Source organism: Marinobacter salinexigens, assembly GCF_008370345.1.
GTDB classification, from domain to species: domain Bacteria; phylum Pseudomonadota; class Gammaproteobacteria; order Pseudomonadales; family Oleiphilaceae; genus Marinobacter; species Marinobacter salinexigens.
Map to the genome: position 1 here is coordinate 957,821 of NZ_VTUU01000001.1, position 15,135 is coordinate 972,955.

Genomic DNA, 15,135 nt, shown 5'->3' on the forward strand with positions numbered 1-15,135 from the left:
AGCTACCGTCCGTGAAGCGTATTCGGGCGGTCAGTCTAGCAGTGGGAAAGTGTGTAAAGCGTGAAGGAGGGCACGAAACAGGTACCCAAAGATCGGGTACCTGTATCAGATCTTAAGCTCGGCTGAGCGGGGAATCAGAAGAAGATCTTCATGCCAGCCATGATGCCTTCGTCCAGATCAACGTCACCGGCACCGCGTACATCAAGATCGGTGTTCAGGTAACGGTAGCCGGCGAACACTTCAGCGTTACGGATCACACGGTAATTGGCGCGCAGCTCAAGGCTGGTGAGGTCATCCGAGTCTCCGAAGGACAGAATGCTCGGCGCATAGTGCAGGGCGCCAGTGAAGGACAGGCCCGGAACGTCCGGAATGTTGACGGTCCCGAAACCACCGAGGCCAATCGCGCCACCGTCGAGGTGGTCCGCATCCCAGGCCAGTCCGCGCATGCCAATGCCCGCGGTGGTGGGCAGGTTGCCGATTGCGGTGCGGCCCTGGGCGTGAAAATCCACGTTCAGGATATCCAGCCCGCCTTCATGGTAGGTGTAACCGGTACCCAGCTGAATGTCGTTATCGTTGCCGAAGAAGTTTACCTGGCCCTTGACGGAATCGTCGGTGAGGCTCAGATCGACATCACCGGCAAAAGCGGGTGCTGCAGCCAGTGACAGAACCATCAGGGAAATACGGGACGCTTTCATTCGTGCACCTTTATTTTGCTTTAGAGTGTTTCGTTAGACTATGTGCCGCCATTATACGGGGGCCCCTGAGGGGCTCAACTTAAAAGGCGTTAAGCCCCTGTTAACCCGCATGCAGGATGCCTGTTCCAACGGGCGGGTAGCTTTAATGGCGTGTTGTCTCGCCGCCCTGGTCGAGGTCGTCCGGGGACGCATTCTCTGCCGGCACGCGGTATTCCTCGTTGGCCCAGGCGCCCAGATCGATGAGTTTACAGCGTTCCGAGCAAAACGGGCGGTAGGGGTTGGCGTCCGTCCATTCGACGGACTTTTGGCAAGTCGGGCATTCTACGTTCATGGCTGGCGATCTGTCCGATGAAAGGGGCTTGGCCCTCCGCCGGCTCAGGAGTTGGCGGAGGTTTTACAGTATTGTTCCAGTACTGCCCGCAACATTTCAATATTGACAGGCTTGGCAACGAAAGAATCCATACCGGCGCGCCGGCATTTTTCTTCGTCTTCTTCCATAGCACTGGCGGTCAGAGCCACGACGGGCACCCGGCCACGATTGCGAACCTGCTCCCATTCCCGCAAGCGGCGGGTGGCTTCAAAACCATCCACCCGGGGCATGATACAATCCATGAAGATCAGGTCGAACGGATGCCATTGCCAGAGGCTGGCGGCTGCCTCGCCGTCGTTAGCGGTCATGACGTCGCACCCGAGCTTTTCGAGAAGCCTTCGGGTAAGGGTTCTGTTCACCGGATTGTCTTCAACCAGCAGGACCTTCATGCGGCCACAGGGTAATTCTCTGCGCCGGGATGAATCGCTCACGGACTGCAGCGAGAATCGTGTCAGGAATCGCCGTTCCTTTTTCGCGGCATCGGAGAACAACTGGTTCAGGATGGGAGTGAGGCAGGATTCACGCAGGGACTTGCTCAGGAAAGCATCCGCGCCTGCCTGTCGGAAATGTTCTGCGTCACCTCGCTGAGGGTTGGAAGACAGAATCAGCAGGCGCATGTCTGACCACAGCGGGTTACTCCTGATCTGACGGCAGAGCAGGTCGCTGTCCATATCCGGAACGAAACCGTCAAGAATCAGAGCATCAAAGGGCTGATGGTTATCGAATGCCTGGCGCAAGGATGTCAGAGCTTCCCCTGCGGATTTGACGGCTTCGATGTGGACATCATGCCGGGACAGCATTTCCAGGGTGATCTTCCGGGAAAGCTCGTAGGAATCGACCACCAGAATGCGGGTTCCGTTCACCATGCGGGTGTCCGGACGCACGCGGGTTGAGCTTTCTGGTGCCACCGGTAGTGATAACTCGATCCAGAAGGTGGAACCTTCTCCCGGGCGGCTCTCCAGATCCAGAGAACCGTCCATCAGGTTGATTAACTGGCGGCAGATTGTCAGCCCGAGGCCGGCGCCGGGCAACTGGCGCTGGAACTGCTGGCCAAGCTGCACGTAGGGTTCGTAGACCAGCGGGATGTCTTCCGGGTTGATGCCAACGCCGGTGTCCTCGACTGCGATACGAATCCGGGCTACATCATCCCGGCGGCCAAGCACTTCAATACTGATCAGCACGTGGCCGGAGTCTGTGAACTTGATGGCATTGGCGGTGAGGTTCAGCAGGATCTGGCGGATGCGTACCGGATCGCCCTTGAGCGCCCAGGGCAGGTTTTCGTCCACCCGAAGCTCCAGCGCCAGGCCCTTCTCCCGAGCGCGGGAGCCGAGCATATGAACCAGATCGTTCAGGGTTTCCCGGAGATCAAAAGGAAGATCATCAAGGACGAGCTTCCCTGCCTCCATACTGGAGATGTCCAGCAAGTCATTGATGATGGCTGACAGGCTTTCTGACGCGCTGAGCAGGGTCTGGACGTATTCACGCTGCTCCTGATCCAGGGGCGTATCGGTCATCAGATTTGCATAGCCCAGAACAGACTGCAGAGGAATCCGAAGCTCATGGCTCACGTTGGCCAGGAACTGGTTCTTGGCGTGGTTGGCCCGGATCGCTTCGTCCCGCTCGTCCCGGGACTGGATGGTGGACTGCCTGAGATCCTGAGTGTCGGCGAGGATCTGCAAGCGCATCTTGTTAAGAGCCTGCTCCAGTTCGGACAGTTCATCAGGAGATTTTCGGGGCTTACGCTTGAGTTTCAGGGGGTCCACAAGCGCATCAAGGTTCAGGCGGGCAGCATAGTCCGCCATGCTCTCGAGATGCCTCGACAGGGTCAGCCGCACGATCACGAGAAGGCCCAGGGTCCCCAGCATGACGACCAGGGACTGGAAAAGCAGATTGAGCAGGGCCCGATCCCTGAGTTCATCGTAAACCTGTTCAACCGAGGCGACCAGGGTCAGCTTGCCTACTTCTTCCGGTGCGCGGAACTTGGAGCGGTTGAAAATCAGAGGGTAAGTCTGGGTGATGATCCGGCCTTCCGGATAGACGCCGGTGGTGAATTCTTCGCCAGTAGAGGTGATCACCCGGGCATAGTTAATGGCGGGCACGGCCTTCATGTCGTCCAGGCCGTTCGCTACTTCGCTGAAATTCATCAGCCAGATATTGTTGCTCATCCCGCCGGAAACCAGCTCCGCGGCTTTGGTCAGTGAACTTTCGAGATCCGCCTTGCGTCGGTCGAACTCACCAATCATTTGCACGCCGGTTGCAACCAGGGACAAAACCACGCTGAACAGGAGGACATAAGCCAACAGCCTGGCTGCCAGTGGCCTTACGCCCATTCGCTTCAGAAACTGGTTAGAAAGCAATGCACAAATTCCCTGTGTCGACTACAAAATCACCTGTCGGAGTTTAACAGACCGTCAGGATTTCGACACGGTCCAATGAACCCTCATTCACAAAACGAAACCGAACGTTAAGATCATACAGGTGTGCGCCATAAATCCGCTCTTCCTCCCGGCCGCGTCGAAACGATGGCCTGGGGTCATAGCTGACCACATCTTCAATTAACAGTCGTAAATCCGGGTACTTGTCAGCAGGGAGTTGTGACAATTGCTGCTCGGCTTCCGGAAGAAAGACGACCGGAAGCTTTTCAGTTGGTGGCGTCTCTGCCCAGCCCAGAGAGGCATCTGCAACCGAGTCAGCAAAGGGAAGGTAGGGTTTGATATCGAGAATAGGGGTGCCTTCAATCAGATCATGGTCACTGATCTGAAGTACCAGCCTGCCATCCTTCCTGAGGAGTCCTTCGTTGCGGACAACCGACAGCCCCAGACTGTTTGGCCTGAACGGAGAGCGGCTGGCAAACACCCCCACTTTTTTGTTTCCACCCAGGCGCGGTGGACGAACCACCGGCCGCCATTCGGCTCGCACTGCCTCATGGAACTGGAATGTCAGCCACAGGTGGCTGGCGGTCTCCAGGCCGCGAAAAGCATCTTCCCGATCAAAGGGCGGTTCGATCACCAGATCTGCCCGGGCATAGCGCGTAAGGCCGGGTTGCCGGGGCACGCCGAATTTATCCTGAAAACAGGAATGCGTGTAGGCAATCGGCGTGAGGGTGAGCGCTTCGTCTGCTGGGCGGGAAGGATGTCTGGGCATGGTGCAATCGGGTTCGGGGTCAGTATGAGGATTGGATACTACCGGAAAAATACATCTCGACCCGCAAAATAATGGATGACTGATCTTTGAAGCGCTCCTCACGCGGGAAGGTGAGGGCGGGAATGATCTCGCCATAGACCCAGTCGCTGTGCAGCCGGTAACGCCAGGTAAGATCCGCAAATGCGGAGGTGGTCCGCCAAGAGGGCTGGTTCTCTCCCAGAACGCCAATGCGCGGAGTGAGCGTAGATCGATTACTGACCTGCTTTTGCAGGCTAAATATCTGGGCAGCCACAAACTTCCGGTCCCGGTGAACCCACTCCAGTTCGGACGATGTGCGGAAGTACCAGTCATCAAAGGTTGGCCGACCGGCGGCAAACCAGGTACGTTCGCCCCAGCCGTCCTGATGGTAATAATAAACCCTCTGCTGGGCGATCAGGCGCCAGTGTTCATCAGCCTGCCACTTCTTCTGGGCGGTCGCCCGCACGAAGGCATCCGGCGGAATGTGCAGCCGGGCACCGACATCCGTTGAGAAATTGATCGCATCGCCGATCATGGTGAGATAGCGCAGCGCACCCGTGGCTTCGGTTTCTGTCCGGTCTGGCTGTGTTAACTGTCGGTCCCGTTGTCGTTCTTCGAGAGGGATGAGTTCCTCGCTCTCACTTTCAATAACCAGGCGAAGCTTTCGGCGAGTCGTCGGGATGTCGAGCCGGAAGCGGGCTTCCGGTTCAAATTTCGTGGGGCGCCCCTGTTCGGTCTCGGAGGCGAAACCGATACGCAGGTAGCTCGCATTGTTTGGCAGGCTCTGGGTGCTGCCGGAGAGTGTCTGGTCTGCCCATTGGCCAAGCCATTGAACTCTCGGCCCCTGAGTACGCTCCTGTGATAATACCCAGTTACTGAAGTTGACCCAGTAGGAATCCAGGGGCTCGGCCCAGTACTCGTCCGGCGAGAAGTCGTAAAAATCCCCGGGAAGGGTTTCCGGAGCGAGCGTATCCGAAATTGCCCGTTGCTGAATCCGGAAAACGGGCTCGGCGCCGTAAACAGTGGGCAGTGCTAAACAGCTACACAATACAACCAGGGCTCGGTTAGCCAAAATCCACCATAAACCTGTCGTGCAATTCACGAACCTGACGCTCTACTACCTCTAACGGGCGATCATTATTAATCACATCGTCCGCTTTTGAACAGCGTTGCTCTCTTGAAATCTGAGCTGCAATGATGCGTTCGACCTGCTCCCGGGAGTTATTGTCCCGTGCCATAGTGCGTTCGAGCTGAACCTCGACTGGCACATCCACAACCAGAATGTGATCCACCAGGTTGTGCTGATCCGTTTCCAGGAGCAGGGGAGACACGAGAAGCACATAGGGAAGATGGTAGTTATCCGGCTTGAGTTGCCGGATAAGCTCTTCCCTGATAACCGGGTGCAGCAGCCTTTCAAGCCAGGTTCGTTCATCGGGGGTTTCAAACACGATTTGCCGAAGTTGGGCCCGGTCCAGAGAGCCATCCGGTTGCAGTATTCTTCTGCCGAAATGCGCTTCGATGGCTTTCAGAGCGGGCGTGCCCGGTTCGACCACTTCCCGCGCTACATCATCGGCATCCACCCAGTGAACGCCCAATTCACCGAATTGCCGGACAACCGTCGATTTGCCCGAGCCAATCCCACCCGTAAGACCAACAATTGCCATGAATTACATACCCAGATAACTGAACCAGAGCGCCTGAATCTCAGGGCCAAACCACAGTGCTAACAACCCGGCGGCGGCGAGATAGGGGCCAAACGGAATCGGCACTTCGCGGCCATGCTTCTTGACGGCCATCAAGGTAATACCCACAACGGCACCCACAACGGAAGACAGAATAATAATGGCGGGTAACATCTGCCAGCCGAGCCAGGCGCCCAGCGCGGCCAGAAGTTTGAAATCTCCGTGCCCCATGCCTTCCTTGCCCGTTACGATCTTGAACAGCCAGTACACCGACCAGAGGGACAGGTAGCCCGCCACAGCACCCCAGAACGCACTGGTGAAATCCGTGAGCATACCGAAGTAATTGAGAATCAACCCAAGCCACATCAGCGGCAGTGTGATGCTGTCTGGCAGTAACTGGGTGTCGAAATCGATCATCGTCAGCGCGACCAGTGCCCAAACCAGAAGCAATGCCCACAGAGCTGATTCCGTGGGACCAAGCAGGCAAACCGTGATAACGGAGAAGATTGCCGTAGCCGCCTCGATAATCGGATAGCGAGGCGAAATCCGGGTTTTGCAGGAGGCACATTTGCCGCCCAGGATCAGATAGCTGATAACGGGAATGTTCTCCCAGGCCCGTATTTTATGGCCACAGGAGGGGCAGGTTGACGCTGGTTTGGAGAGCGTTACCTGCTCTTCCTGCTTTCGCTGTTGCTCCGGAACCTCCAGAAACTCCTCGCACTGGCATCGCCAGTCCTGATGCATCATCTTCGGCAGGCGAAGAATGACGACGTTTAGGAAGCTGCCGATGCAGAGGGAAATCAAGGCTACCGAGACATACAGCAGCCAGGGGTTTGCGAGTAGTTCTGAAAGCATGGGTTGGACAAAGGCTTTATCAAAAAAGAAATTTGTGAGCCCAGTTAGAAACCGGGCTCATAGGAGTTGAAAAAATTAAATCACCTGGCCCATCTGGAAGATTGGGAGATACATGCCAATTATCAGGCCACCAACAAGTACGCCCAGAACCGCCATAATCATGGGTTCCATCAAGGCCGTCAGGTTATCGACCATGTCGTCAACTACGCCCTCGTAGTGCTCAGCCACTTTAGTCAGCATGTCATCCAGGTTGCCTGACTCCTCTCCAATGGCGGTCAACTGTACTGCCATAACGGGGAAAATTCCTTGCTGGCGCATGGACGTTTGAAGTTGGGTGCCGCTTGAAACGTCGTTTTTAATGTTCTGAATGGCGTCCCTGTATACTGCATTGCCTGTGGCTCCGGCAACGGAGTCTAACGCGTCTACCAGAGGCACACCCGCAGCGAATGTGGTCGACAATACCCGACCGAACTTCGCAACAGCTGACTTATCTAATATTTCCCCAATGATAGGCAACTTGAGGACATACTTGTCTACAAAATCAGAAAATTTTGGTGACCGTCTTTTCGATTCTTTGAATAAAAAGATAACGCCAACGATACCCAAGAGCACGATGAACCACCATTCCTGCAGCCATTCTGAGATTCGAATAATGAATTGGGTGAATACAGGAAGGTCGGCACCAAAGCCTTGGAACAAACTCTCAAATTGCGGAACTACCTTAACCAGCAGGATTGCGGTTACGATAACTGCGACTACGATAATGGCCGCAGGATATGTCATCGCTTTCTTGACTTTCTTCTTTAACAGTTCCGTTTTTTCAAGATACGTCGCAATACGGTCAAGCATTTGTTCAAGTGCCCCAGCCTGCTCGCCGGAGTCAACCAGATTGCAGTAAAGGTCATCGAAGTATCTCGGGTGTCGACGCAATGCGCCGGCAAAGTTGGTGCCGGAAGCGATGTCATTTCGGATGTTTATGACGAGTTCCTGCAGTCCCTTGTTCTCAAGACCTTCAGCTACGATATCGAAGCTTTGAACCAAAGGCACGCCTGCTTTCATCATGGTCGCCAGTTGCCGGGTGAGCATTGCGATATCAAATGGCGTGATCTTTTTGCTACTGCCAAATAAGGGCTTGGGCTTTTTCTTCACCTTGTCCGCGAGGATACCTTGTTTACGCAGCTGGGCCTTAACCAAGGCAATATTGGTGCCGGCTATTTCGCCTTTCGTTTTATTGCCTTTTTTGTCCTTGCCTTGCCAAACGTACGCTTCCAGCTTCGTTGCTTTCTCTGCCATGCTTAATCCTTCGTCACGCGGTTCGCTTCCTCAAGACTCGTCACCCCTTCGATAACTTTCAGAAGGGCAGATTGACGGAGGTTGCGAAAACCTTCTGCCTGAGCCTGCTGTGCAATTTTAATGGAACTGGCCTCTTCCATAATCATATTCGCCAGCTCATCAGTAATCTTGACCACTTCGTAAATACCGACGCGGCCTTTGTATCCTCCATTGCATTTATCACAGCCCTTAGGGCGGTACAACGTGAACCCTGTATCAATTTGTTCTTGTGTGAACCCTTCCTTCAAAAGGACGTCATTTGGAATGTCTGCAGCCTCTTTGCAACTGCAGAGTCTGCGCCCAAGGCGCTGGGCAATGATTAGGCTTACTGAAGTTGCGATGTTAAACGCGGGAACGCCCATGTTCATCATTCGGGTGAGCGTTTCTGCTGCGCTGTTCGTGTGGAGAGTGGAGAGAACGAGATGCCCGGTTTGAGCGGCCTTGATGGCGATGTTCGCTGTCTCCAAATCCCGGATCTCCCCAACCATTATGATGTCGGGGTCCTGGCGGAGGAATGCACGGAGAGCTTCGGCAAAACCTAGGCCGACTTTTGTATTGACGTTTACCTGGTTGATACCTTCCAGGTTAATTTCCGCGGGGTCTTCGGCCGTGGAAATATTGCGCTCATTGGTATTTAGGATATTAAGCCCGGTATAAAGCGAAACGGTTTTACCTGAGCCTGTAGGGCCAGTAACCAGGATCATGCCCTGAGGTTGCTCAAGCGCCTCAAGGTACATTTGTTTTTGGTCTTCTTCATACCCAAGTACGTCAATGCCCAGCTTGGCTTGGCTGGGATCGAGAATCCGTAAAACGATCTTTTCACCCCAGAGAGTGGGGAGGGTGTTTACCCGGAAGTCGATCGCTTTGGTTTTGGAAAGCTTCATTTTGATCCGGCCATCCTGGGGAATCCTGCGTTCGGATATGTCTAGTTGCGACATAATCTTTACGCGTGCCGAAATCTTGGGTGCGAGTTTGATGGAAGGTCTGGATACCTCCTTCAAAATACCGTCTGTACGGTACCGGACTCGATAAATTTTTTCGTAAGGCTCAAAGTGAATATCAGATGCCCCGCCCCGGATAGCGTCGAGCAACATCTTGTTGACGTATTTGACGATAGGTGCGTCGTCGACATCAGATGCCGAAACTGCTCCATCATCGTCCTGGTCTCCGCCCTCGGTTTCAACACCTTCGAGATCGGCGTCATCGAGGTCGCCCATGGTCGTATCTTGGGCTTCGAGGTATTTATCTATGTGAGTCCGGAGCTTGGCGTCATCAACAAGTACGGCGTCAGTGCTGAGGCCTGTGTTGAATTTTATTTCGTCCAGAGCCTGAATGTTCGTTGGATCTGAAACCGCAATAAACAGACGGTTGCCTCGTTTGAAAAGAGGAAGCGCATTGTGTTTGCGGATCAGCTTTTCGTCGACGATTTTCTCCGGCGTCATTTCGGGTAGAAACGAATCAAGGTCGAGAACTGATACACCAAACTCCATCGCCGCTGCGAATGCGAGTTTAGAGCTGTCCGCCAGCTCATTCTGAGTTAGGTAGGTGATTAGAGGAATTCGGTTCTGGGATGCTTGTAAAAATGCATCTTTGGCGACGTCGTCGTCCAATAGTCCATCATCTACAAACCTGCGGGCCAGTCCTGTGAGGGTGATGTTTGGGTTTTTGCTCGCCATAGGTGCTCTGAAGAAGATCATGTAAGTATTTGAATACAGAGTTTAGATGCGTTGTCTCGTTTTGGAAAGCTTGCAGTGGACTGTCTCCGCGTAAGTCGCAAACCGCTGTGTTTGGCGAGCGGCACTTGGGTGACAAAATTTGTCACGACTGGACACGCTGGGGCTGGTCGACCTTGTCGCATCTTGTCTGGACTTGTTTCAGGACAAACGACATTTCCAATTTATTTCAACTGGTTGCCAAATTTTCTTGCTTTTGGCACATCTGATGCTTATCTTTCGTTGAGGTTGTTGCGGCAGTGGCGCAGGCTTGGCTACGCTGAAGTTGCAAAATATGGAAATGTCAATTTAGAGGTGGAAAATATGAAAGCAATTCAAATGGCACGTGGTCAGCAAGGTTTTACTCTGATCGAATTGATGATCGTTGTTGCGATTATCGGTATTCTCGCAGCGGTTGCGATTCCGGCTTATCAGGATTATACAATTCGTGCTCAGGTCTCCGAAGGCATGACCATGGCTTCTGAAATTAAGACCGCAGTGTCCGAGTACCATTCTGCCCGCGGTAATTTTGTCGATACGCTTGATGCATACGGCCTTGCCAGTGCAGCGGGTAGTTACAAAGGTAACTACGTATCTGCTATTGATATTGGTAATTCCGGTGCTATCGATGTTACATACGGTAATCGCGCCAACACTGCGATCGCTGGCAGTGTTCTTACGATCCGCCCCGGTCTGAACGAGGCTGGCGGTATTGCCTGGATTTGTGGTAAAGCGGCTACTCCGTCTGGAATCGACGATAAAGGTAGCGACTCCACAACTCTGGAAAATAAGTATCTGCCCTCCGATTGCCGTAACTAAGTTTAGCCGGCAATAACAGAGTGGTGATATAGAAGCAGCCTTCGGGCTGCTTCTTTTTTTGGTTTGAAGAGATTTATATGACAGGACAGGCTAAAACGGTCATACACTTCACGGCATTTGCACTACTTATGTGGTGCGCTTTACTCGTGTTGTATTGGCCAGGTCTGGCGGGGCCATTTGTTTTCGATGATTATTCCAATATTGTACAGTCACAGGCTGTAATTGGTGCAGAGAAATCTATAAGTGGGCTTTTAAGTGGTGCTTTTTCCGGCAATGCAGGACCGCTAAAGCGGCCGATTCCCGTGGCCTCTTTCATTTTAACGGACTGGATCTTCGGTGATAGTGCACAGCCATATAAGTGGGGTAATCTCACAGTTCACTGGCTTTGCAGTGTTTTAGTGGCGGTTTTGTCATATCTGATCTTGGCGCTAAAATATAGTAGTTCGGGTCGGACGGTTTGGGCAGGAATGATTGCAGGTATTTTGTTTGCGGTTCACCCGCTGCAACTTACGTCCGTATTATATGTGGTTCAGCGTATGACGAGCATGGCAGCCGTATTTATGGTTGCTGCATTGATTTGCCAAGTTATTTTTTATCGTTCGCCAGTATCGAACATTCGTTATCGTCTTTTTCTGATTGGCGGGTATATATTATTCTGGGCTATGGCGATGTTTTCAAAGGAGAATGCATTAATTCTTCCTTTGATTTCTCTGGTTCTTCATTGGGCGATAGTGCCGGATAGGGTAAAGGGGAAGGATGGCTTATACCTGTTTTCGTTGGGGTGCATGCGAATATATGCGTTGCTAGCTGTGCTGTATGTGATCTGGAATATTAGTAAGGGGGATGTGGTTTTCAGCACGCGTCCGTTCTCAATGTACGAGCGATTGATGACTGAGTCGGGTGTATTGCTGTTTTACCTGAAGCTTTGGTTATGGCCTGATCCATCAGCGATGTCGCTATATCATGATGATACCGTAATACGCAGTTCAATTCTCGACCCAGTGGTTGTTTTTAGTATTGCTGCCATCTGTGTAATTTTGCTTTCAGCACTGCTTGTTAAGAAACGCCTCCCATTTTTTGCTTTGGCTGTTCTGTGGTTCTTTGTTGGACATCTTATTGAATCAACGTTTGTTGGTTTGGAATTGGTACATGAGCATAGGAACTATTTTCCTGCTGTTGGTTTGTTTGTGATGATGGGGGCCGGGGCGTTCTGGCTTCTTGAGAATTGCAGACGACTGGCCCTCCTGGTGGTGTGTGGCTCCTTCGTTTTGGTATATGCGGCTGCGACCCATAGTCGGGCCATTGATTGGCATTCGGCAGAATCGTTAGTGCTTTCTGAAGTAGAGCGCCGCCCGCTTTCTCCTCGTGCAAACCTTGATTCGGCTGCTTTCTTCGCTGACAAAATGAACAGTGAAGGAAAGGCTAGTGAGTCGTCAGAAGAGTTTAAGCTAGCAAAGCTGTTCTATAAGCAGGCATCGTTGGCGCCTCAAGGAGGGGTAGCTGGATATTCTCACTTAGTGATCTTGTATCAAGATGTAGGCTTGTATCCAGCTTCCGGTTTACTGCTTGATCTTGCTGAAAAGCTATCAGAGGGGCGGCAGCGCCCTTATGATTGGAGGGCATTTGTTGACATTTTGATTTGTCAGTCTGAAGGCCGGTGTAAGCTTACCTCTAAAGATATCAGCCTCTTGATTTCGGCAGCAATGGACAACCAAAAGCTCGCTAAGGTTCACAGGGCAGCTATTGCTGGGGCAGCATCTACTGTGGCCCTCAGTTTTTCGGATCTGGAGGTGGCAATTTACTACTCTGTGGTGGCTTATCAGCACTATCCTGAGGACCCCCAAGCAGCAGTGAACTTGGCAGTGCTTCTCCTTTCATCCGGTCGCGGAGATGAAATGCCGGAGCTATTCGAAAAAATCAATGATATGGTATTGACCGAAAATCAACGGCAGTCGCTTGATAACGCGAAAAGTAGGACAGAGCGTTATTGAGTTAAGTTAAGTTAAGTTGAGTTGGTTTTAGAATTTCTAATTTAAGGTGTAGGGTGGTGGTTAATGGCTAATTCGCCGATTAGTATAATAATTCCGGCTAAAAATGAAGCTTCTAATCTACGGAAATTTTTGCCTGATTTGATGAGAGCTTATGGAGATCAGCAGGTAATTTTAGTTGATGATGGGTCAACTGACGATACTCGAATTGTGGCTGAAGAGCATGGTTTAATTGTTGTGAGGCATGAGAATAGTAAAGGGAATGGCGCTGCAATAAAGTCAGGTGTAAGGGCTTCTACCGGAGAAATATTGGTATTTATGGATGGCGATGGCCAACATTCACCTCGAGATATCCCGCAGCTTCTGGCTGGTATAGATGAGGGGCTCGATATGGTGGTTGGAGCCAGGGATAGCGCCTCTCAGGCCAGCATTGGTAGGGGGCTTGCTAATAGATTATATAATCGGCTCGCAACCTACATGACGGGCGAGAGGGTTAGCGATTTAACATCTGGCTTCCGTGCTGCCAGAGCTGAAAAATTTCGCCAATTTCTTTATTTATTACCCAATGGTTTTTCTTACCCTACTACTTCAACGATGGCATTCTTTCGAGCCGGATATCAAGTTGGGTATATATCAATAAAGGCAGCGAAAAGAGAAGGCAAAAGCCATATACGGCCAATTAAAGATGGTGTAAGGTTTCTTCTTATTATATTTAAGATAGGAACCCTTTATTCTCCGCTTAAGGTTTTTGTTCCTGTCTCAGTTTCGGTGTTTTTGATTGGCCTTTTGTATTATGGATATACCTATTTTTCCGCTAATCAGTTTACTAATATGAGTGCGTTGATGTTTACAACATCATTGGTAATATTCATGGTTGGGTTGGTTTCTGAACAAATTACGGCGCTTATGTATAAAGATAGTGGGAAGTAATAAATAGGTGAGTACTGCGGGCACTATCCTAGTGCCCTAATATGTTTTCGCAAACCTGTGATGCTCTGTGTAGCCAAGTATGTTTGTTTTGACGATCTTTGATCTCCATGCTTGTTCTTTTTAGAGTTTGAGGTTGTTTAGAGAGTGTTTCTAGAAAGCCAGAAATATCTTTTTCATCTTTAACCCACCCCAGTTTTTCCGATTCAACAATCCGAGCTGTTTCGCCGCCAGGAGTACATAATATAGGTAGGCTAAAACCAATCGCTTCATAAATCTTGATTGGCACTGAGTAGTCAAGGTAGCTACCTTGGCTTCTTACAATAGCGAAAAGATCTGCGTCTCGGTATAGGTCGTTAAGATCTTGACCTGACTTATGGACAACCTTGATCCTGCTATTTAGTAGAGGAAGGTAAAGGTGTCCTACCTGATCCCATTCCTTCTTTCGGCAGCATATTGTTAATGTAACTGATGACGGAGCCTGATTGACTGCAGAGAGTAAGGGCCGAAGATCATACGTAGGAGGCTCTATGCCTCCTACGTAGAAAACTTTAAGGTCATTGCTGTTCGCCTGTATTTTAGGTGGACGGGTATCATCGATTTCTGCTCCTGGCGGAAGATATTTAACGTTTTTGAACTTCTGCATCCATGGTAGTACGCTGCTCATAGATGGAGATGGGAGGTAAAATGTGTCCAGGTAGCGAAGTTGGCGCCAATGGTCATACCAGTGTAATGGGATTGTCACGATACGTAGCCACCAAGGGAGCATTGTCCTGTAACACTTATCGCGCCAATACACGTCCCTGTTAAATAGTGCGACCGGAATTCCGCATGAGTTACAGAAACTAAGAAAATTGTGATCTAAAAAAGGGTGTAACGGTAACCTATGTGATTCAGACATAGAAAATGGGATGGTTAAGTTCTCCGAGTAAACAAAATCGAACTGTTCTCCATTGCGAATTCTCTTAATTGTGTCTCGCATTATTTTTTTGCGAGAGCTGGCGGTGCCGGTTACCTCGGTGACTCTTATGCCGAGTTGTTTGAATGCTGTAAGCATTTTATACGGGCGGACTTGGCTTCCGGAAAGGCCGTATGGCGTTATTTCTCGGGGATGATGGTATATAATTTTCAGGTCGGAATATTTTAAGGGCATAGTTGAGTTTTTACCGAGCGAGGTAGCGAGCCAAGGTGTATAGTAGTTGTATGAAGTGATAGTTTGCAATGGTTTTATTCATGCGAAGACGGGTCTGACAGATCCTTATGACTATACCTCTATCTTTTTAATGGGTAAACGACTGTAGTTCGAGTTTGGGTTTACTTTGAGTTTGTATTTTGAGATTTTCACTGGTTTCGAAGATTTGGAATTTTTATCTCGAAATCTTCCTTTCTTAATAAGGGGGTTATTTCTTGGTTATTGTTAACCTAACGACTACTGAAAGTCGGCTTTGGACTTCCCCCGATCTAGTGGACACGCATCGATAACTCCGAAGCAGGAGAAAACTGATGCCGGAAATGATCACGGGGAAGAAAACACAGCAATACAGCACTGAGTTCAAGGTCAAGGCGGTGGAATGGAGCCACCAGGCCCATCGA

At 51.0% G+C, this 15,135-nt stretch carries 13 protein-coding genes; 3 read left to right on the forward strand and 10 right to left on the reverse strand.

All coding sequences use genetic code 11. The features are described 5' to 3' along the window. Positions 1-134 precede the first annotated feature (134 nt). The 9 genes from FWJ25_RS04425 to pilB all read right to left on the reverse strand — a co-directional run bounded on the left by FWJ25_RS04425 (position 135) and on the right by pilB (position 9,772). Complete coding sequence (locus FWJ25_RS04425) at positions 135-695, reverse strand: YfaZ family outer membrane protein (protein ID WP_149599010.1); 561 nt, start codon at positions 693-695, stop codon at positions 135-137. Between the two features lie 142 nt (positions 696-837). Beyond that, positions 838-1,026: a DNA gyrase inhibitor YacG gene (gene yacG, locus FWJ25_RS04430; protein ID WP_149599011.1), complete on the reverse strand. Its 189-nt coding sequence runs from the start codon at positions 1,024-1,026 to the stop codon at positions 838-840. Positions 1,027-1,070: 44 nt separating this feature from the next. Further along, a complete protein-coding gene (locus FWJ25_RS04435; protein ID WP_149599073.1) occupies positions 1,071-3,395 on the reverse strand; it encodes a response regulator in 2,325 nt (774 codons plus the stop codon). Positions 3,396-3,465: 70 nt separating this feature from the next. Further along, the gene (tsaA, locus tag FWJ25_RS04440) at positions 3,466-4,209 is read right to left on the reverse strand and encodes a tRNA (N6-threonylcarbamoyladenosine(37)-N6)-methyltransferase TrmO (protein WP_149599012.1); all 744 of its coding nucleotides are present in this window, start codon (positions 4,207-4,209) and stop codon (positions 3,466-3,468) included. Positions 4,210-4,228: 19 nt separating this feature from the next. Next, positions 4,229-5,299 (reverse strand): hypothetical protein, encoded by a 1,071-nt coding sequence (locus FWJ25_RS04445; RefSeq protein WP_306462851.1) that lies wholly within the window; start codon positions 5,297-5,299, stop codon positions 4,229-4,231. Beyond that, positions 5,292-5,891 (reverse strand): dephospho-CoA kinase, encoded by a 600-nt coding sequence (gene coaE, locus FWJ25_RS04450; protein ID WP_149599013.1) that lies wholly within the window; start codon positions 5,889-5,891, stop codon positions 5,292-5,294. Before coaE ends, FWJ25_RS04445 begins: the two co-directional genes overlap by 8 nt. A gap of 3 nt (positions 5,892-5,894) precedes the next feature. Further along, on the reverse strand, positions 5,895-6,764 hold the full coding sequence (locus FWJ25_RS04455) for a prepilin peptidase (RefSeq protein WP_149599014.1): 870 nt from the start codon (positions 6,762-6,764) through the stop codon (positions 5,895-5,897). A gap of 75 nt (positions 6,765-6,839) precedes the next feature. Then, positions 6,840-8,057, reverse strand: coding sequence for a type II secretion system F family protein (locus FWJ25_RS04460; RefSeq protein WP_149599015.1), 1,218 nt, complete (start codon positions 8,055-8,057; stop codon positions 6,840-6,842). A gap of 2 nt (positions 8,058-8,059) precedes the next feature. After that, positions 8,060-9,772, reverse strand: a complete 1,713-nt coding sequence (gene pilB / locus FWJ25_RS04465; RefSeq protein ID WP_149599016.1) for a type IV-A pilus assembly ATPase PilB — start codon at positions 9,770-9,772, stop codon at positions 8,060-8,062. 129 nt (positions 9,773-9,901) lie between these two features. On the opposite strand from pilB, the gene FWJ25_RS04470 reads away from it, so the two are divergent. The 3 genes from FWJ25_RS04470 to FWJ25_RS04480 all read left to right on the forward strand — a co-directional run bounded on the left by FWJ25_RS04470 (position 9,902) and on the right by FWJ25_RS04480 (position 13,545). After that, positions 9,902-10,627: a pilin gene (locus FWJ25_RS04470; protein ID WP_281292517.1), complete on the forward strand. Its 726-nt coding sequence runs from the start codon at positions 9,902-9,904 to the stop codon at positions 10,625-10,627. 77 nt (positions 10,628-10,704) lie between these two features. Next, entirely contained in the window at positions 10,705-12,618 is a 1,914-nt protein-coding gene (locus tag FWJ25_RS04475) for a hypothetical protein (RefSeq protein WP_149599017.1), read from the forward strand. Between the two features lie 63 nt (positions 12,619-12,681). Continuing rightward, positions 12,682-13,545: a glycosyltransferase family 2 protein gene (locus tag FWJ25_RS04480; RefSeq protein ID WP_149599018.1), complete on the forward strand. Its 864-nt coding sequence runs from the start codon at positions 12,682-12,684 to the stop codon at positions 13,543-13,545. A gap of 28 nt (positions 13,546-13,573) precedes the next feature. Here FWJ25_RS04480 and FWJ25_RS19585 read toward each other — a convergent pair whose 3' ends face one another. Beyond that, positions 13,574-14,188, reverse strand: coding sequence for a glycosyltransferase (locus FWJ25_RS19585; protein WP_188093560.1), 615 nt, complete (start codon positions 14,186-14,188; stop codon positions 13,574-13,576). Positions 14,189-15,135 lie beyond the last annotated feature (947 nt).